Source organism: Gulosibacter sediminis (genome assembly GCF_030011715.1).
In the GTDB taxonomy this organism is placed as follows: Bacteria; Actinomycetota; Actinomycetes; order Actinomycetales; family Microbacteriaceae; genus Gulosibacter; species Gulosibacter sediminis.
This window is the reverse complement of sequence record NZ_JASCYH010000026.1, coordinates 17382-36035: the sequence shown is the minus strand read 5'-3', so window position 1 is coordinate 36035 and position 18654 is coordinate 17382. Positions and strand designations below refer to the sequence as shown.

The window sequence follows — 18654 nt, the reverse complement described above, 5'->3', positions numbered from 1 at the left end:
TTTTTGTAGTTCTGGCACCGCCAGAACTACAAAAATCGACCACTCAACCGATTCGGGAGAAAATGGGGGCATGACGCGCGTGCAGTTCACCAAGGGCCAGGCCACCGGCAACGACTTCGTATTCATTGCCGACCCCGACGGTGAGCTGAATCTCACGCCGGAAGAGATCACGCGACTGTGCGACCGCCACTTCGGCGTCGGCGCCGACGGCTACATCCGCGCCGTGCGCAGCAACAAGCTGCCCGAAGGCGAGGCGATCCTTGCCGAGGCATCCGAGGCTGAGTGGTTCATGGACTACGCGAACGCCGACGGGTCGATCGCCGAGATGTGCGGCAATGGCGTGCGCGCCTATGCCCGCTTTCTCACCGAACGCGGCCTCGCGCAGCTCGCGCCGGGGGAGACCCTCGCGATTGGCACCCGCGCCGGGGTGAAGGATGTGCAGCGCACCGGCACCGGCGGGTTTCAGGTCGATATGGGTCGCTGGCGGCTCGCCGGCGGCGAACCCGTCGTCAGCGTATCCGGGCTCGACGTGCCGCGGCCCGGCCTCGGCATCAACGTCGGCAACCCGCACATCGTCGTCGCGCTCGCGAGCGTCGACGAGCTCGAGCAGCTCGAGCTCGGCCGGCAGCCGACGCTCGACCCCGAGCCGATCGATGGCGCCAACATCGAGTTTGTCGTGCCGAACGAGCCGATGGTGCGCGACGGCGTCGGCCGGGTGAAGATGCGCGTGTTCGAGCGGGGTTCGGGCGAGACGCTCTCGTGCGGCACCGGCGTGGTCGCGACCGCCCTCGCGGTGCGCCACTGGGCAGGCACGGGCGCGCCGAACAACTGGCAGGTCGAGGTGCGCGGCGGCACGCTGCAGGTGCGCATGTTCCCGACCGAAGAGGGCGAGCACGTCGGCCTTGCCGGCGCGGCCGAGCTGTCGTTCGACGGCGAGCTCGAACTCGACGAGCTGCGGCGCGCTCGGTAACCCTCCCGTAACCGCCGCGCCACATCGCGTATCCGCCCGTTCTTTAGGCTCACGTGTCGTGGGGCGGGGTCGCCGCCCTTGATTGAGAATCGGAGCAGCGATGCGCGTAGCAAGCAAACTCTCCGCCCTCCTCGCGACCGCGGCACTGGTCGCGGCGGGTACTCCCGCCGTGGCTCAGGCCGCGTCGCCGATGGCGCAGACGGTTAATGAAGATGGCACCGTGACGGTGCAGCTGATCGCCGTGAACGACGTTCACGGCCGCATCGGCGCCATGACGGTGCCGTGGGCGGGCACGATCGAGCAGGCGCGAGCCGAGAACCCCGACTCGGTGCTCATCAGCGCGGGCGACAACCAGGGCGCGAGCCTGTTCGCCTCGTCGATCGCGAACGACGAGCCGATCATGGACGTCCTCAACACCGTCGGTGTCGACGCAATCGCGGCCGGCAACCACGAGTTCGACAAGGGCCTGGCCGACGTCGAGCGCGTCGAGGAGTACCTCGGCCAGTCGCTGCTCGCCGCCAACCTCTACGACGACGCCGGCAACACCGTGCTCGACACCTACAAGATCATCGAGAGCGGCGGCCTGCGCATCGGCGTCATCGGCACCGCGCCCGAAGACCTCGCGACCCTCGTCTCGGCCGAGGCCTTCGACCGCCTGGAGGTTGGCGACGCCGTCGAGGCGGTGAACCGCGTGGCCGCCGAGATTGAGGACGACGTCGACCTCATCGTCGCCGACTTCCACGACGGCGCCACCGCCGGCGAGCCCGAGGGTGCCACCTGGGATTCTGAGCGCGCGAAGCCCGGGTTCATCCAGCAGATCGACACCGAGCTCACGCCCGCCGTCGACGTCGTGCTCAACGCGCACACCCACCGCGTCTACAACTGGACCGACACCGTCGACGAGACCGGCGCCACCCGCCCGGTCATCCAGACCGGTGAGTACATGAACAACATCGGCGTCATCGAGGTCACCTACGACCCGGCGAGCGGCGAGGTTGTCGACTTCACGAGCGAACTGCGCGCCCGCACCACGACTCCGGCCGACGAGCTCATCGCGACCTACCCGGTCGTGGCCCAGGTGAATGACATTGTCAACGATGCGCTCGCCGACGCCGAAGTGCTCGGCGGCGTGACCGTCGGCAACATCACGAGCGACATCACCCGCGCGGGCGTCGCCGCCGAAGACACGAGCTACCCGGGCGAATCGGCCCTCGGCAACCTCGTCACCGACACGATGGTGCAGGAGGGCGAGCAGTACGGCGCCCAGATCGGCATGGGCAACGCGGGCGGCGTGCGCGCCGACCTGCTCTATGGCGAGGACGGCGTGGTCAGCTATTCCGAGCTCCAGGCCGTCATGCCGTTCGTGAACAACCAGTTCGTCGTCGAACTCACCGGCGAGCAGGTGCGCACGCTCATCGAGCAGCAGTTCCGCGAAGACGGCAGCTACACGCACATCTCGTTCTCGAGCAACCTCACCTACACCTACGACCCCGAGGAGGCGTTCGGTTACAAGGTCAGCGACGTCTACTTCGAGGGCTCGCTGATCGACCCCGACGAGGTCTACAGCATCATCACCTACGGCTTCCTCGCGAGCGGCACGACGGGCTTCCCGGTGTTCCAGGACGCGATTTCGAAGACCGACACCGGCCGCATCGACCTCGACATGTTCCGTGATGCCTTCGCCGATTCGATCGACGGCGACGCGATCGCGCCCGACTTCTCTCGCCGCAGCGTGCAGCTGACGGGCGCCCCGGATGCTCCGGTCGCGGCCGGCGAGCAGGTCACCTTCGCGCTCGGCGACCTCGACCTCACCTCGGCGGGCACCCCGATCGCGAGCGAGATTACGGGCACCCTCGTGGACGCCGACGGCACGCGCATCGAGCTCGGCTCGTTTGCGGCCGCCGACGGCGCCGCCGAGATCTCGTTCGCGCTGCCGGAGGCGGCGGCGGGCGACGCCACGATCGAGCTCGAGGTGGCGGATGCGGGCACCCTCGTCCGCGTGCCGCTCACGGTCGAGGCCGGTGCCGAGCCGACCCCGGCGCCGACCGCCACGACCCCGGCCGAGACCGACCCGGCGACGAGCAGCCCCGAGCCCACCGAGCCGGGCGCATCGGCCACCGCGACGTCGACGAGCCCGGAAGTCGCTGACGGCGACGACTCGCTCGCGACCACCGGTGCGCAGGTGCTGCCGCTCGGCCTGCTCGCTGCCGCGACCGTCGTGCTCGGCGCCGTGCTCGTGCTGCGCCGCCGCACGCAGGCGTAACCGCACACCGCACTCACGACGACGCCCGGGTCACCGAGAAGGTGACCCGGGCATCGTCGTACCGCGAGCATCCGCCAGCACCCCGCGCAACCGCGAGCCCGGCCGCCCCACTCAGCAAGCTGCCAGAATTCGCACCTTGCCACGGCCACCCGCACGCCATAACGTATAACCAAATGGTTGAACGAATCGAGCTCACCGATGAGCAAATGGATCGCATCTTTCACGCCCTGTCCCAGTCGACGCGGCGCGACATGCTCCGGCGCACGCTCGAGGGTGAGCGATCGGTCTCGGAGCTCGCCCGCGAGTACGACATGTCGTTCGCCGCGGTGCACAAGCACGTCAGCGTGCTCGAGCGGGCCGAACTCGTCGTCAAGCGCGTCGAGGGCCGCGAGCGCCGAATCCGAGCGAATCCCGACATGATCGCCCGCACCCGCACCCTGCTCGCCCAGTACGAGGCGATGTGGCGCGCCCGCATCGCCAGACTCGACGAACTGCTCGCCGAGGACCCGAACCCATCCGACTCCAACGCCCCCGCCTGATCTGCCCACCGCGCGACCCCACCGAAGGAAAGCTCATGCCGGTCACCGACACCACCATCGACAGCGAAAACCTGACCATGACGCTCGTCGCCGAATTCGCCGCACCCGTGTCGCGAGTCTGGCAGGCGTTCACGACTCCCGAACAGCTCAACCGCTTCTTCGGACCGCCCACCTGGCCCGCCACGTTCACCGAATTCGACCTGCGCCCGGGCGGCAAAGCCCGCTATCACATGACCGGCCCCAAGGGCGAGACCGCCGCGGGGGCGTGGGAGTTCCTCGAGGTGAACGAGGGCGAGGGCTTCACCGTGCTCGATATGTTCACCGACGACGACGGCAACGTACAGACCGAACTGCCGCAGATGCGAGTGACCTACGCGTTCGAGGCGAACGGCGAGGGCACGCGCTTCACCAACGTGACTTACTTCGAGTCGGTCGAAGCGATCGACGAGATCGTCGCCATGGGCGGCGTCGAGGGCTCGAAGCTCGCGTTCAACCAGCTGGATGCGGTGCTGCAAGACCTTCGCGAGTTCGCCGAGGGCAAGGGCACGACGCTCGAACTGCTCAACGAGACGTACGTGCGCATCACCCGCCTCATTCACGGCCCGCGACACCTCGTGTGGCGCGCCTACACCGAGCCCGAGCTGCAGCGGCAGTGGGCGCTCGGCCCGGATGGCTGGGCGATGACCGTCTGCGACATCGACCTTACGGTCGGCGGCGAGCAGCGCACCGAGTGGGCCCCCGTCGGTGACACCAAGGGGGAGGGCTTTGGCTTCGAGGGCGAGAACCTGCTCATCGAACCCGAGAGCCGCCTCGTCTCGACCGAGCGCATGATCGGCACCGAAGGTCCGACGAACATCAACGACCTGCACCTCTACGAGGAGGACGGTGCGACGCTCGTCACGCTCGTCGTCGAGTACGAGAGCGAAGAGGTGCGCGACATGATCCTCGCGACCGGGATGGTTGGCGGTATGGAGGAGAGCTACGCCCGCCTCGAGCGCGTCATGGGCGGGTTCTAGCTCACGCGCTTGATGAGCAGGATGCGGAACCCGCCGTCGGTGCGCGGGCGCGAGACCTCGTACCCCGCACCGAGGGCCTCGGCGAGTCGCCGCTGCAGCGAGTCGGCGCCGAGGTTCTTGCCCACCACGAGCCAGGCCTCGCCGCCGACCCGCAGTCGGGGCAGCCACGTGAGCATGAGCTCGTCGAGCGACTCCTTGCCGATGCGGATCGGCGGGTTCGACCAGATCACGTCGAACTCGACCTCCGCCGGCACCTGCTCGGCCTTGACCGCCCGCACGCGGTCGAGTCCGAGCCGCTTCGCGTTGGTGGCAGTGAGCTCGAGGGCGCGCTCGTTCACGTCGAGCGCCCACACGTCGAGCTGCGGCGACGCGAGGCCGAGGCTGAGGCTGATCGGGCCCCAGCCGCAGCCGATGTCGAGGGCGGTGCCGCTCTCGGGCGGCGCGGGCACGTGGTCGAGCAGGATGCGCGTGGCCTTGTCGAGCCGGTCGGCTGAGAACACGGCGCTTGCGGTCGCGAGGCGAACCTCGCGACCCTGCAGCACTACGTCGATCTCGCGCTGGTTCGCGTTCGCTGTGGGCTGCGAGGCAAAGTAGTGCTCAGACATGCTTCGAACGTAGCGCAGCGCGTATCCTGGTCGCAGCATGCCCCTAGATGAAACCAGCGCCAACGGCGCCCCCAATTCTGACGACGCTCGCAACGACGCGACCGAATCGCTGCTCGACCGCGTTCTGCGCAGCTCCGAACCAAACCGCAGTCGCACGACGATGTTCCACGACGAGCGGCGCGCGAGCGCGCTCCAGAGCGACGACACCATCTCGCACAGCGACGCCGACGGCCTCCAGCTTGACCGCGAGGCGCGCCGCTCGCTGCAGCACGTTGACGGCCTCTCGACCGAACTTGAGGATGTCACCGAGGTCGAGTACCGGCAGGTGCGGCTCGAGAAGGTCGTGCTCATCGGCGTCTACGCCGCGGGCACGATCGAAGACGCCGAGAACTCGATGCACGAGCTCGCCGCGCTCTGCGAAACCGCCGGCGCGGCCGTCCTCGACGGCATCCTGCAGCGACGTCCGCATCCCGACGCCTCGACCTACCTTGGCCGCGGCAAGGTCGAGGAGCTCGCCGTCATCGTCCGCTCGGTCGGCGCCGACACCGTCGTCGCCGACACCGAGCTCGCCCCCTCGCAGCGCCGCGCGCTTGAGGATCAGGTGAAGATCAAGGTCATCGACCGCACCGCGGTCATTCTCGACATCTTCAGCCAGCACGCGAAGAGCCGCGAGGGTAAGGCGCAGGTCGAGCTCGCGCAGCTCGAATACCTGCTGCCGCGCCTGCGCGGTTGGGGTCAGTCGATGTCGCGGCAGGCCGGTGGCCAGGTCGGTTCAGCCGGCGCCGGTATGGGTTCGCGCGGCCCCGGTGAGACGAAGATCGAGCTCGATCGCCGCCGCATCCACACGCGCATGGCGAAGCTGCGCCGCCAGATCGCTGGCATGAAGACGTCGCGCGACACGAAGCGCGCCGAGCGCGGCCGCAATCTCGTGCCCTCGGTGGCGATCGCGGGCTACACGAACGCCGGTAAGTCGTCGCTGCTCAACCGCATCACCCGCGCGGGCGTGCTCGTTGAGAACCAGCTGTTTGCGACGCTCGACGCGACGGTGCGCCGCACCGAGACACCCGAAGGGCGCCCGTACACGCTTGCTGACACCGTCGGCTTCGTGCGCAACCTGCCGCACCAGCTCGTCGAGGCGTTCCGCTCGACGCTCGAGGAGGTCGCCGACTCGGATGTGCTCGTGCACGTCGTCGACGCGAGCCACCCCGACCCGGCGGGGCAGATTCGCACCGTGCGCGAGGTCATCTCTGAGATCGACTCGCGCGACGTGCCCGAGCTCATTGCGTTCAACAAGGCCGACCTCATCGATGCCGACACGCGGCTCATGCTCCGCGCGCTCGAGCCGAACTCGGTGTTCGTCTCGGCCCATACGGGCGAGGGCGTTGAGGAACTCCAGGAGCGCATCGCCGAGTTGCTGCCGATGCGCGAGATCGAGGTCGAGCTCGTCGTGCCGTATCAGCGCGGCGACCTCGTGTCGATGCTGCACGACCAGGGCGGCGTGCTGCGCGAGTTGCACGATACCGATGGCACACACCTGCGCGCCCGCGTGCATCCCGATCAGATGGGCGTGTTCGAGGAGTTTCGGGTTGCTGGCCGCTCAGCTCCCGAGGGCAAGAAGCCGCCGGTGCGGCACAAGCCGCGCGCCCGCGTTGACGAGTCGGACGAGCGCGTGCTGAGCCTGCCGCGCGTGGACTACGACAACTAGCGCGAGCTAGACCGAACGCAGCACGGCGACGATCTTGCCGAGCACCGTCGCCTCGTCGCCGAGGATCGGCTCGTAGTTCGAGTTGCGCGGCAGCAGCCAGGTGTGGCCGTCGCGCTGACGGAACACCTTGACCGTGGCCTCGCCGTCGAGCATGGCGGCCACGATGTCGCCGTTGTTCGCGGTGGGCTGCTGGCGCACGACGACCCAGTCGCCGTCGCAGATCGCGGCGTCGATCATCGAGTCGCCTGAGACGAGCAACAAGAACAGCTCGCCGTCGCCGACGACCTGGCGGGGGAGCGGGAAGACCTCTTCGACCTGTTGCTCGGCGGTGATCGGCACGCCCGCCGCGATGCGCCCGACGAGGGGCACGAGGGCGGTCGGGCCCGGCGTGATGCTCGGCTCGACCTCGTCAATCGCCACATCGACGAGCAACTCGATGGTGCGCGCCTGATTCGCGTTGCGGCGAATGTAGCCGCGCTTCTCGAGCTGGTTGAGCTGATAGGCCACCGACGACGAGCTGATGAGGCCGACGGTGTCGCCGATTTCGCGGATGCTCGGGGCAAAGCCATTGCTGTTCTGGAACGTTGCGATGAACGAGAGGATGCGCTGTTGCGTGTCCGACAGGGGCTTGATCTGCTTGGCCATCGGCCCTCCTGAGGTGGTGGTCACGAGGCCGTGTCGGAGGCCCGTGGTCAGCTGTGTTCCGTTGAAGTCACCCTACGTGGCATCAGCACCGGACTCAAACACCTTTTCGAGCGTTTCGCCCTCATTCTCGAAAAAGTGTTTGCGTTTCGAACATGTCGAATCTATATTTGAAACAGATGTTCGCATGCGCCTCGCATGCACGTCGAAAGGAAGCGACCAACATGACTGCTCTTACTGCACGCACCAGCGCCACCGCGCAGCCCCGCCTGCGGCTCACGAGCCGTGGTCGTCGACTCCTCGGCACCCTTCTGCTCGCTCCCGTTGCCCTCGGCGTCGGGGTCGGCATCGCCCAGGTTCCCGCCGCGCTCGCATCGAACACGAGCAGCGCTGCCGCAACCACGTTCGAACACCACACGGTGCTCGCGGGCGAAACCCTCTGGAGCATCGCCGACGAAATCGCCGACGGCCATGACGTGCGCGACGTCGTGCACGAGATCATGCGCCTCAACCTGCTCGAGAGCTCCTCGGTGCAGGCAGGCCAAGAGCTCGCGCTGCCGAACTACTAGACCAGCAGATTTCCGGGCCGCGGACACGGCCGCGGCCCGGAAGCCACGCACCACCACCACCGTGCCGGGCGTCGCAGCCACCCCTTCCGGAGGCGGCGCCCGCGGTGGTTTTCCGGACGCCTAAGATAATGGGGTGACGAGCTTCGAAGACCTCCCCATTCGCGACGACCTGCGTGGGCTGACGCCGTACGGCGCGCCGCAGGACGCGCTGCCGATCACCATCAACGTCAACGAGAACCCGTTCTCGGTGCCGGAGGCCGTCGCCCTCTCGATTATTCAGCGCATTTCGCTCACGCTGCCGGGGCTCAATCGCTACCCCGACCGCGAGTTCACCGAGCTCCGCGAGCGACTCGCGACGTACCTCGGTCAGGGGCTCACACCCGAGCACATCTGGGCAGCCAATGGTTCGAACGAGGTGCTCCAACAGCTGCTCCAGGCCTTCGCTGGAGCGGGCCGCAAGATCATGAGCTTCGCACCGACCTACTCGATGTACCCGCTGCTCGCGAAGGGCGTCGGCAGCGAATGGGTTGCGGCGCCCCGCGACGAGAACTTCGAGCTCACACCTGAGCTCGTGCGCACGGCCATCGAAGCCGAGCGACCCGACGTCGTGTTGCTCTGCACGCCGAATAACCCCACGGGTACCCCGCTCGATCTCGAGACCATCGAGGCCGCCTACGACGCGACCGACGGCATCGTCGTCGTCGACGAGGCGTACGCCGAGTTCCGTCACGACGGCGCGCCGACGGCGTTGAGCCTGCTCGAGGGGCGCCCCCGGCTCGTCATCTCGCGCACCATGTCGAAGGCCTTCGCCTTCGCCGGTGTGCGTCTCGGTTACTTCGCGGCCGACCCGGCCGTCGCCGACGCCGTGCGGCTCGTTCGCCTGCCGTACCACCTGTCGGCGATCACGCAGGCCGCGGCCATCGCCGCGCTCGAGCACAGCGACACGATGCTCGCGCAGGTCGACCGCATCCGCATCCAGCGCGACCGCATCGTCGACGAGACCGCCGCGCTCGGCTACCGGCCCTACCGCTCCGATGCGAACTTCGTGCTCATCGGCGGCGTCGCCGACCCCGCCGTGATGTTCGACGAGTTCGTGGCCCGCGGCATCCTGATCCGCAACACCGGCCCCGCCGACTGCATCCGCGTCACCGCCGGCACCGAGTCCGAAACCGACGCGTACCTCTCGGCCCTCGCCGAGATAACCGCCGCCCGACCCGAGCTGCAGCTCACTAGTTCCGAAGGAGTCAGCGCATGACCGAACCCCGTACCGCCACCGTCGAACGCGCCACGAGCGAGTCGAGCATCCGCCTCAGCCTCAACCTTGACGGCACCGGCGCCTCGAACATCAACACCGGGGTGCCGTTCTACGACCACATGCTCACCGCATTCGCGAAGCACTCGCTTACCGATCTCACGATCGAGTCGAACGGCGACGTGCACATCGACGAACACCACACGATTGAGGACACCGCGATCGTGCTCGGCCAGGCGATCCGCGAGGCGCTCGGCGACAAGCGCGGCATCGCACGCTACGGTGACGCCCTTGTGCCGCTTGACGAGGCGCTCGCGCAGTGCGTCGTCGACATCTCGGGCCGCCCATTCCTCGTGCACTCGGGCGAGCCCGAGGGCTTTGAGTTCCACCGCATCGGCGGGCACTTCACCGGTTCGATGGTGCGCCACGCGTTCGAAGCGATCACGTTCCACGCTGCGCTGACCGTGCACCTGCGCGTGCTCGGCGGGCGCGACCCGCACCACATCGCCGAGGCCGAGTTCAAGGCCTTCGCCCGCGCTTTCCGCGCGGCCAAGCGACTCGACCCCGAGGTCGACGGCATCCCGTCCACCAAGGGCGCCCTGTGACCGGCGCGCGGCCGAACGTCGTCGTCTTCGACTACGGCTTCGGCAACGTGCACTCGGCGGTGAAGGCGCTTGAGGCGGCCGGCGCTGACGTCGAACTTACCGCCGACCGCGACAAAGCACTCCACGCCGATGGCCTGCTCGTGCCGGGCGTCGGCAGCTTTGCGAGCGTCATGGACGGCCTCGCGCAGGCCGACGGACCGCGCATCGTGGGCAGCCGCCTCGCCGGTGGCCGCGCCGTGCTTGGCATCTGCGTCGGCATGCAGGTGCTGTTCGCGCACGGGGTCGAGGGCACGAGCGCCGACCCGAATGCGCCGCAGCTCGAGCGCGAAGAGACCGAGCGCATCCACGCTCGTAACGCCGACGAGTTCTGGTGGAACGAGGATGCCGACGACGCGAGCGCGGGCACGCCCGGCCTCGGTGAGTGGCCCGGCGTCGTGCGCGAGCTGCGCTCGCCGCGCCTGCCGCACATGGGCTGGAACACCGTTGACGTCCCCGAGGGCTCGCAGCTGTTCGCCGGTGTCGAGGACGCACGGTTCTACTTCGTGCACTCGTACGCCGCGACCGAGCTCGAGATCCCCGAGATCCTGCCCGGGGTCAAGGGGCCGCTGTGCACCTACTCGACCTACGGCGAGCGGTTTATTGCCGCCGTCGAGAACGGCCCGCTCACGGCCACCCAGTTCCACCCCGAGAAGTCGGGCGACGCTGGCATCGCGCTGCTGCGCAACTGGCTCCGCACGCTGTAGCCCGAGCGCGTCGCTACGCGCGCACCATCGCATAGATCGGTGACCGCGACGACGTCGGCGAGGCGCCCGAATCGACCCAGTTTGCCTGGGCCAGCAGCATCGGCAGCACGTGCTCGATCGCGACGTCGCCGCGTCGGGCCCGTTGTACCGGATGCCCCGCGGGCATGCCGGGGCTGCGGCTTGCCTCGAGCAGGGTGTCGTGCAACACGCGGTAGTGCGTCGCCGTGACCGGTTGGCAGGGGTTGCCGTGCAGCATCAGCCGGCCGATGCGCCGGCGCGAATCTCGCAAGTTGATCCACCAGCCGCCCCGGCTGACGACCACCTGAAACGACGAGAGTTCGCCGAGCGGAATCTCGGCGCCGCCAATGATCAGGATGCGCCGGCCCGGGTCGAGCGTCACCGGCCGTGGCTGCAGCAGGCGCGCCGCGACGGCCCCGAACAACAGCCCGAGCGGCACCGAAAATGCGGTGCCGATCGCGATGTCGCGCGTGAGCGCCATCACAAAGATGCCGATACCGAGCCACACGAGCAGGGGAGCGAGCACCACCCAATAGACGGGGTGGCAGCCGCGGTTAAAGACCGCGACCGCGGGCGGCACCGGCTGGTACGTCACGCAGCTTCCTCTTCGTTCGGCCGAGTCGGCGGATATCCCTTAGGCTGGTCAACGCTAACAGGCCCGCTGCGGCCTGAAATCGTTGAGTGACCAAGGAAGCCAATTGAGTGAATTCAGTGCGCAGCCGGAGCTGACGCTGTTCCCCGCCGTCGACATCGCCGACGGCAAGGCCGTTCGACTCGTCCAGGGCGAGTCCGACTCGGCCACGAACTACGGCGACCCGGTCGACGCCGCCGCGGACTTCGCCAAGCAGGGTGCCGAATGGATTCACCTCGTTGACCTCGACGCCGCGTTCGGCCGCGGCGAGAACCGTGCGGTCATCCGTCGCGTCATCCGCTCGCTGCGCGACAAGGTGCAGGTCGAGCTCTCGGGCGGCATCCGCGACGATGACTCGCTCGAGCGCGCCGTCGAGATGGGCGTCAAGCGCGTCAACCTCGGCACTGCGGCGCTCGAGAACCCCGAGTGGGCCGCGAACGCCATCAGCCGCTACGGCGAGCTCATCGCGGTCGGCCTGGATGTGCGGGGCACAACCCTCGCCGCGCGCGGCTGGACCCGTGAGGGCGGCGATCTCTGGACGGTCCTCGACCGCCTCGAAGAGGCGAGCTGCGCCCGCTACGTCGTCACCGACGTGACGAAGGACGGCACGCTCAAGGGCCCGAACCTCGACCTGCTCCGCCAGATCCTCGAGCGCACCGACCGCCCGGTCATCGCCTCGGGCGGCGTCGCGAACCTCGACGACATCGCCGCGCTGCGCGAACTCGTGCCGCTCGGACTCGAGGGCGCGATCGTTGGCAAGGCGCTCTACTCGGGCGCGTTCACGCTCCGCCAGGCGCTCGACGTCGCCGGCGACTAGGCGGCGCATCCGACGTGGCTGAGCTTCCCGAGCACCTCAGGGGACACCTCACCGACTCCGCCGGCCAGCCCTGGCAGGGCCGGAGTTTTACCGACAATCGTTGGTCGGACGACGACGGCACCGCGCCGGCCGAGCTCGCGCGGGCGCTTGAGGAGTTTCGCTCGGGCGCGGCTCCCGTTTCGGTGGTCGTTGAGGCGTTGCGCGACACCCGGGTGCTCATCCCACTCGTCGCCGAGCTCGGCGAGGCCGGCGTGAACGACGCTGGCCTGACCGTCGACAAGCACGCCGACCTCTCAATCGTGACGGTCCGCGCGCCCGACGGCCGCGGCATCGTGCCGATGTTCACCTCGGTCGCGGCGATGAGGACGTGGGACCCGGCCGCGCGGCCCGTCCCCGTCGGCTCGCGCCAGGCCGCCCTCGCGGTGGTCGACGAGGGGAGCGAGCTCATCATCCTCGACCCGGGCAGCGAAACCGAGACGGCCATCCGCCGCCCGGGCGTCTGGGCAATCGCCCGTGACCTGCCCTACCAGCTGCCCTGGCAGGACGAGCGCGTCATCGCCTTTGCGAACGAGGTGCTCCAGGCCAACCCCGAACTCGCGAGCGTCGACCTCGTGCCGGGCGACCGCGAGTCGCGGCTCGCGGGCCCCGAGGTGCGCCTCGGCCTCTTCTTCCAAGCCGATGCCGACGCCGACACGGTGCAGCGCGTGCTCGCGCGCGTCCAGCAACGTGTCGCCGCGCAACCCGAGCTCGTCGAACTCGTCGACACGCTCGAGATCGCGCCGCTGCGCATCGAGTCGCAGCCCGCTCCCGAAAAATCGATACCTTCGGGGGATGCACGGGCACCAAAGGCAGGATTGTTCCGCCGCCTTCGCCGTCGGTAATCTCACCGAGTGACCCCGAACCCGATGCCGCCACAACCGCGCAGCAGCACCAACACTGAGGACCACGTGGAGCAGCCTGACGCCGCGAGCGAACTCCCCGCCCAGCCTGCTACGTTCGCCGGGCTGACGAGCGCGCAGGTCGAAGCCTCGCGGGCCAAGCACGGCCGCAACGAGCTGCCGAGTACCTCGAGCCGCTCGCTCTGGGCGATCCTGCGCACGCACGTGTTCACCCTGTTTAACGGCATTGTGGTCGCCTCGTTCGCGCTGCTCGCGGTGCTCGGTCGGTGGCAGGATGCGGTGTTCGGCTTCTCGGCCATCGCCAACTCGATCATCGGCATCTGGCAGGAATTCTCGGCGAAGCGCCAGCTCGACAACCTGCGGGTGCTCAACGCGCCGCACGCTCGCGCGGTGCGCGACGGTGAGCCCACCGACCTCATGCGCGAGGACCTCGTCGTCGACGACCTCATCGTCGTACGCGCGGGCGACCAGGTGCCCGCCGACGGCACGGTCATGACGAGCGCGGGCCTGCAGCTCGACGAGTCGCTGCTCACGGGCGAAGAGGATGCGGTCGACAAGCGCCCCGGCGACGAGGTGCTCTCGGGCGCGATCGTTGTCGCCGGCTCAGGCACGGTCCGCGTCACGCGGGTCGGCGCGCACTCCTTCGCCGCGAAGCTCACGACCGAGGCGAAGCGCTTCTCGCTCGTCAATTCCGAAATCCGCGCCGGCATCAACCGGGTGCTGCGCCTCGTTGCCATCCTGCTGCTGCCGGTGCTGCTGATCTCGATCAACGGTCAGGTGCAGGCGTTCGGCGGCTGGCAGCAGGCGTTCGCTTCGGGCGCCTGGCGCGATGCCGCCGTCGGCGCCGTCGCCGCGGCGATCGCGATGGTGCCGCTCGGCCTCCTGCTCATGACCTCCGTCGCGTTCGCGGCCGGTGCGCTCAAGCTCGGCAGCCGCAAGGTGCTCGTGCAGGAGCTTCACGCCGTCGAGGGCCTCGCCCGCGTCGACGTGCTCTGCTTCGACAAGACTGGCACGCTCACCGAGGGCGGCGTCGCGTTCGATGCTGCGCATCCCGCCCCGGATGCGCGGCCGGGCTGGCAGCACGCCCTCGCCACCATGGCGGCCGACGAGGGCGCGAACGATTCAGCACGCTGCCTCGAGACCGAGTTCACCGCCGACCTCGCGCTGCCGACCGTGGCCGAGGTTCCCTTCACCTCGCAGCGCAAGTGGTCGGCGATTTCACTCGGCGACGATCGCGCCGCGGGCACCTGGATCCTCGGGGCACCCGACATCGTGCTGCGCCTCGAGCACGACGCCGCGCTGCTCGCGCAGGTGACAGAACTCTCTGAGCAGGGGCAGCGCGTGCTCGCGCTCTGCTTCAGCGCGGCGGCCCTCGACGAGGCAGAGGTCGAGGCACAGCACTTGCGCGACGACCGCGTCGGTATCGCGATCATCGCCCTACGCGAGCGGGTGCGCGCGGACGCCGCCGACACGGTCCGATACTTCACCGACGAGGGCGTCTCGCTCCGCGTCATCTCCGGCGACGACCCGCGCACCGTGACCGCGGTCGCGCGCGGCGTCGGCCTCATCGGCGAGCACGAGACGGGCGTCGATGCCCGCACGCTGCCCGACGACCAGGAGCAGCTTGGCGAGCTGATGGAGACGCACCGTGTGTTCGGACGCGTCACGCCGACGCAGAAGCGCCAGATGGTGCATGCGCTGCAGGCGCGGGGCCGCGTCGTCGCGATGACCGGAGACGGCGTCAACGACGTGCTCGCGCTCAAGGATGCCGACCTCGGCATCGCGATGGGCCACGGCTCCGGCGCCTCCCGCGCAGTCTCGCGCATGACGTTGCTCGACAACCAGTTCCAGGCGATGCCGAGCATCGTGCTCGAGGGCCGCCAGGCGATCGCGAACATCGAGCGACTCGCGAAGCTCTACCTCTCGAAGACCTCGTGGGCCGTGCTCATTGCGCTCATTTTCGGCCTGCTCGCCTGGCCCTACCCGTTCGAGCCGCGGCAGATGGCGCTGCTCGACGGCATCTCGATCGGCTGGCCGGCGTTCGTGCTCGCCCTGCTGCCGAACTCGCGCCGCTATGTTTCGGGATTCTTCCGACGGGCCCTGCAATTCGCCGTGCCCTCAGGCATCGTCATCACGCTGTCACTCATCGCGACACACCTGTTGCTGCAGCGGTTCCCGCAGAGCCTCGAGCAGCAGCAGACGGCGAGCGCGCTCGTGCTCGCGGTCACGAGCCTCTGGGTGCTCGGTCTCGTCTGCAGGCCGTTCCGACCGCTGCTCGCTGCGGTGCTTCTCGGCAGCATCACGGTGCTCATCCTCTGCCTGTTCGTGCCGCTCACCGTGTGGTTCTTCGGCTTTGCATGGCCCGACGCCCCGGCGCTCATTGGCATCGCGATCATCACCGTGCTCGGCTGCGTCGCGCTCGAAATCCACGGGCAGTTGCGCCTACGCAGCGAGGCGCGCGAACTCGCGTAGGTTTCGCATCAACATCGCAACAGCAAAGGCCCCGGCGCGAAGCGCAGCCGGGGCCTGTGTGGTGGGGAGTATTACGCGAAGACGGGGCCGGTGAGGTCTTCGCCCGGGCCCTTGCCGATCGGGTCGGGCACCGGCGAAGCCTCGCGGAACGCGAGCTGGAGCGAGCGCAGGCCGTCGCGCAGTGGGCGCACGTGCTGGTCGCCGAGGAAGGCCATGGATGCGGTGAGCAGCCCCGCGAGCGCCTGGATGATCTTGCGCGCCTCGTCGAGGTCGATGGTCGGGTTCTCGTCTTCGGCCAGGCCAAGGTTCACGGCGGCGGCGCTCATGAGGTGCACCGAGACCGTCGTGATGAGCTCGACCGCCGGCACGTCGGCGATGTCGCGGACCTGGCCATCCAGCTGCCCTTGCAAGTCCTCGTCGAGGGGCGTGGCCTCCGGGTTGACGGGCGAGGCGGGCGTGGCTGAATCGGTCACAGGGGGTTCCTTCCGCAGAAAACTGCTGATAAGCTATTCGCTGGTGTCTGCCTGGCAGACTCTGAGACAAGAGGATTCGTCCCACCCGCGCATACCGCACTAGGTTACCGGGTTTACCACTGGCCCCGCTCGTGCCCATCGCGATGAGCACACCGCAGTACGCTGCGTAGGGGAGTGGCCGCATGTGCGCGGTGTACGCCGGTGAGACGATCTGAAGTTTCACCCCACCCGTGAAGTCATTCACATGCGAACAGAGGAGCCATCCATCAGCGAACCACGCACCAACGACCGGATTCGTGCCAACGAGGTCCGACTTGTCGGCCCTGGCGGCGAACAGGTCGGTGTCGTCAAGATTGAGATCGCGCTGCGCCTCGCGCAGGAAGCCGATCTTGACCTTGTAGAGGTCTCTCCGAACAGCAACCCTCCCGTGGCCAAGATCATGGATTACGGCAAGTTCAAGTACGAGAACGCGCAGAAGGCGAAAGAAGCCCGACGCAATCAGGCGAACACGGTCCTCAAGGAGGTCCGTTTCCGTCTCAAGATCGACGACCACGACTACGAAACCAAGCTCAAGCGCGCCATTGGCTTCCTTGAGTCGGGTGACAAGGTCAAAGCAATGATCCAGTTCCGCGGCCGCGAGCAGTCGCGTCCGGAGCTCGGCGTCAAGCTGTTGCAGAAGTTCTCTGAGGATGTCGCCGAGTTCGGCACGGCCGAAAACCGTCCCAAGCAGGACGGCCGGAACATGGTCATGATCGTCGCACCGGTCAAGAACAAGTCCGAAGCAAAGGCCGAGCAGAACGCTCGCCGCAATCAGCAGAAGCAGGCCGCTCGCGCCGCGAAGACTGCCGGGGAAGACGCGGGGTCGACCGACGCCGCCACCACCACGGCAACTGAAACCAAGGAGAACTGATGCCGAAGCAGAAGACCCACTCGGGGTCGAAGAAGCGCTTTAAGCTCACCGGAACCGGCAAGGTCCGTAAGCAGCAGGCTGGCATGCGCCACAACCTCGAGGTGAAGTCGGCCAAGCGCAAGGCTCGCCTCAACCGTGACCAGGTCCTCGCTCCGCAGGACGCGAAGGTCATCAAGAAGCTGCTGGGCAAGTAGCCCGCCCGTCCGTCTGAGATTTAGGAGAACACTGCAATGGCACGTGTGAAGCGGGCAGTAAACGCCCAGAAGAAGCGTCGTACCGTACTTGACCAGGCCTCGGGTTACCGTGGCCAGCGCTCACGCCTTTACCGTAAGGCGAAGGAGCAGGTCATCCACTCGTTCGTGTACAACTACGCCCACCGCAAGGACCGCAAGGGTGACTTCCGTCGCCTGTGGATCCAGCGCATTAACGCGGCGTCGCGTGCGAACGGCCTCACCTACAACCGGTTCATCCAGGGTCTCAACCTGGCCGGCATCGGTGTCGACCGTCGCATCCTCGCTGACCTCGCCGTGAACGAGCCCGCGACCTTCGCCGCGCTCGTCGCGTCGGCCAAGGCCGCCCTCCCGGCGAACACCTCGGCGCCGAAGAACGCCGCGTAGTCAATCGACTTCGCTGACGGGGCGGTCGACCTTCGCGGTCGGCCGCCCCGTTTTCATCCGCAAGACTTTTCAGGAGCCCCGCATGATCGAGTCCGCCAAGAACCAGCGCGTCCGCGACGTCCGCAAGCTCGCGCAGAAGACGCAACGCACCGAGCGCGGCGAGTTCGTGCTCGAAGGCCCGCAGGCGGTCCGCGAGGGGCTCCTGGCTCGACCCGACCTCATCACGGAGCTCTACGTCACGCCGACCGCGCTCGAGCGACACGACGACATCGCCGAACTCGCCCAGCGCACGGGCCACGAGGTTGTGTTCGTCAGCGAAGAGGCGGCCGACGCGATGAGCGACACTCGCACGCCGCAGGGCGTGGTCGCCGTCGCCAAACAGTTCCCGACGGCGCTGAAGCGCATCTTCGAGGGCGAGCCGAAGCTCATCGCGATCCTCGAAGAGGTGCGCGACCCCGGCAATCTCGGCACGATCATCCGCGTTGCCGACTCGGCGGGCGCCGACGCGGTCATCCTCACCGGCCGCACGGTCGACCTCTACAACCCGAAGGTCGTCCGCTCGAGCACGGGCTCGATCTTCCACATCCCGATCGCCGTCGAGGCCGAGTTCGACGACGCGGTCGTGCGCGCACGCCAGGCCGGGATGCGAGTGGTCGCGGCGGATGTGTCGGGGAACGACCTGCTCGCCGCCCGCGAATCGCTCGCCGAGCCGACCGCGTGGGTGTTCGGCAACGAGGCGCGCGGGCTGAGCGATGAACTGCTCGCGCAGGTCGACGACACGCTGGTCGTGCCGATCTACGGTCAGGCCGAATCGATGAATTTGGCCACGGCCGCGAGCGTCTGCCTCTATGAATGTGCATTCGCGCAGCGCCTCGGCTGACAAATTGTGTTGATTACCGCGGAATCGA

Annotated in this window: 20 protein-coding genes; 16 read left to right on the top strand and 4 right to left on the bottom strand. The window is 68.1% G+C overall.

What is annotated here, in order from left to right; translation table 11 throughout:
* The first annotated feature begins 70 nt into the window (after positions 1-70).
* The 4 genes from dapF to QM019_RS09115 all read left to right on the top strand — a co-directional run bounded on the left by dapF (position 71) and on the right by QM019_RS09115 (position 4788).
* Complete coding sequence (gene dapF / locus QM019_RS09130) at positions 71-970, top strand: diaminopimelate epimerase (protein WP_282852708.1); 900 nt, start codon at positions 71-73, stop codon at positions 968-970.
* Positions 971-1070: 100 nt separating this feature from the next.
* Positions 1071-3233: a bifunctional metallophosphatase/5'-nucleotidase gene (locus tag QM019_RS09125; protein WP_282852707.1), complete on the top strand. Its 2163-nt coding sequence runs from the start codon at positions 1071-1073 to the stop codon at positions 3231-3233.
* A 173-nt stretch (positions 3234-3406) separates the two neighbouring features.
* Positions 3407-3772 (top strand): ArsR/SmtB family transcription factor, encoded by a 366-nt coding sequence (locus QM019_RS09120; RefSeq protein ID WP_282852706.1) that lies wholly within the window; start codon positions 3407-3409, stop codon positions 3770-3772.
* A gap of 35 nt (positions 3773-3807) precedes the next feature.
* Complete coding sequence (locus QM019_RS09115) at positions 3808-4788, top strand: SRPBCC family protein (protein WP_282852705.1); 981 nt, start codon at positions 3808-3810, stop codon at positions 4786-4788.
* Here the strand turns inward: QM019_RS09115 and QM019_RS09110 are convergent.
* Positions 4785-5393 (bottom strand): class I SAM-dependent methyltransferase, encoded by a 609-nt coding sequence (locus tag QM019_RS09110; RefSeq protein ID WP_282852703.1) that lies wholly within the window; start codon positions 5391-5393, stop codon positions 4785-4787. The two genes, QM019_RS09115 and QM019_RS09110, sit on opposite strands and share 4 nt — an antisense overlap.
* Before the next feature lie 37 nt (positions 5394-5430).
* Here QM019_RS09110 and hflX point away from each other — a divergent pair, with 37 nt between their 5' ends.
* The gene (gene hflX, locus QM019_RS09105) at positions 5431-7098 is read left to right on the top strand and encodes a GTPase HflX (RefSeq protein ID WP_428831963.1); all 1668 of its coding nucleotides are present in this window, start codon (positions 5431-5433) and stop codon (positions 7096-7098) included.
* Positions 7099-7104: 6 nt separating this feature from the next.
* Here the strand turns inward: hflX and lexA are convergent, their stop codons facing one another.
* Entirely contained in the window at positions 7105-7743 is a 639-nt protein-coding gene (gene lexA / locus QM019_RS09100) for a transcriptional repressor LexA (RefSeq protein WP_125107246.1), read from the bottom strand.
* A 221-nt stretch (positions 7744-7964) separates the two neighbouring features.
* Here lexA and QM019_RS09095 point away from each other — a divergent pair, with 221 nt between their 5' ends.
* From QM019_RS09095 to QM019_RS09080, 4 genes are all read left to right on the top strand, one after another.
* The gene (locus QM019_RS09095; RefSeq protein WP_125107247.1) at positions 7965-8309 is read left to right on the top strand and encodes a LysM peptidoglycan-binding domain-containing protein; all 345 of its coding nucleotides are present in this window, start codon (positions 7965-7967) and stop codon (positions 8307-8309) included.
* 133 nt (positions 8310-8442) lie between these two features.
* Positions 8443-9564, top strand: a complete 1122-nt coding sequence (locus QM019_RS09090; RefSeq protein WP_282852702.1) for a histidinol-phosphate transaminase — start codon at positions 8443-8445, stop codon at positions 9562-9564.
* The gene (gene hisB / locus QM019_RS09085; RefSeq protein ID WP_282852701.1) at positions 9561-10166 is read left to right on the top strand and encodes an imidazoleglycerol-phosphate dehydratase HisB; all 606 of its coding nucleotides are present in this window, start codon (positions 9561-9563) and stop codon (positions 10164-10166) included. The genes QM019_RS09090 and hisB overlap by 4 nt, the downstream gene beginning before the upstream one ends.
* Positions 10163-10909: an imidazole glycerol phosphate synthase subunit HisH gene (locus QM019_RS09080; protein WP_193127946.1), complete on the top strand. Its 747-nt coding sequence runs from the start codon at positions 10163-10165 to the stop codon at positions 10907-10909. The genes hisB and QM019_RS09080 overlap by 4 nt, the downstream gene beginning before the upstream one ends.
* Positions 10910-10922: 13 nt before the next feature.
* Here QM019_RS09080 and QM019_RS09075 read toward each other — a convergent pair whose 3' ends face one another.
* Positions 10923-11522, bottom strand: a complete 600-nt coding sequence (locus tag QM019_RS09075) for a hypothetical protein (RefSeq protein ID WP_282852700.1) — start codon at positions 11520-11522, stop codon at positions 10923-10925.
* 103 nt (positions 11523-11625) lie between these two features.
* On the opposite strand from QM019_RS09075, the gene priA reads away from it, so the two are divergent.
* From priA to QM019_RS09060, 3 genes are all read left to right on the top strand, one after another.
* On the top strand, positions 11626-12375 hold the full coding sequence (gene priA, locus QM019_RS09070) for a bifunctional 1-(5-phosphoribosyl)-5-((5-phosphoribosylamino)methylideneamino)imidazole-4-carboxamide isomerase/phosphoribosylanthranilate isomerase PriA (RefSeq protein ID WP_125107252.1): 750 nt from the start codon (positions 11626-11628) through the stop codon (positions 12373-12375).
* A 14-nt stretch (positions 12376-12389) separates the two neighbouring features.
* On the top strand, positions 12390-13256 hold the full coding sequence (locus tag QM019_RS09065) for an SseB family protein (RefSeq protein ID WP_282852699.1): 867 nt from the start codon (positions 12390-12392) through the stop codon (positions 13254-13256).
* A 66-nt stretch (positions 13257-13322) separates the two neighbouring features.
* A complete protein-coding gene (locus tag QM019_RS09060; protein ID WP_282852698.1) occupies positions 13323-15746 on the top strand; it encodes an HAD-IC family P-type ATPase in 2424 nt (807 codons plus the stop codon).
* Between the two features lie 71 nt (positions 15747-15817).
* On the opposite strand, the gene QM019_RS09055 is transcribed toward QM019_RS09060, so the two are convergent.
* Positions 15818-16219, bottom strand: coding sequence for a DUF1844 domain-containing protein (locus tag QM019_RS09055; protein WP_125107254.1), 402 nt, complete (start codon positions 16217-16219; stop codon positions 15818-15820).
* 244 nt (positions 16220-16463) lie between these two features.
* Here QM019_RS09055 and infC point away from each other — a divergent pair, with 244 nt between their 5' ends.
* From infC to QM019_RS09035, 4 genes are all read left to right on the top strand, one after another.
* A complete protein-coding gene (gene infC / locus QM019_RS09050; protein WP_125107255.1) occupies positions 16464-17129 on the top strand; it encodes a translation initiation factor IF-3 in 666 nt (221 codons plus the stop codon).
* Positions 17129-17323 (top strand): 50S ribosomal protein L35, encoded by a 195-nt coding sequence (gene rpmI, locus QM019_RS09045; RefSeq protein WP_125107256.1) that lies wholly within the window; start codon positions 17129-17131, stop codon positions 17321-17323. Before infC ends, rpmI begins: the two co-directional genes overlap by 1 nt.
* 36 nt (positions 17324-17359) lie before the next feature.
* Complete coding sequence (gene rplT, locus QM019_RS09040; protein ID WP_125107257.1) at positions 17360-17746, top strand: 50S ribosomal protein L20; 387 nt, start codon at positions 17360-17362, stop codon at positions 17744-17746.
* 82 nt (positions 17747-17828) lie between these two features.
* A complete protein-coding gene (locus tag QM019_RS09035) occupies positions 17829-18626 on the top strand; it encodes a TrmH family RNA methyltransferase (RefSeq protein ID WP_282852697.1) in 798 nt (265 codons plus the stop codon).
* Positions 18627-18654 lie beyond the last annotated feature (28 nt).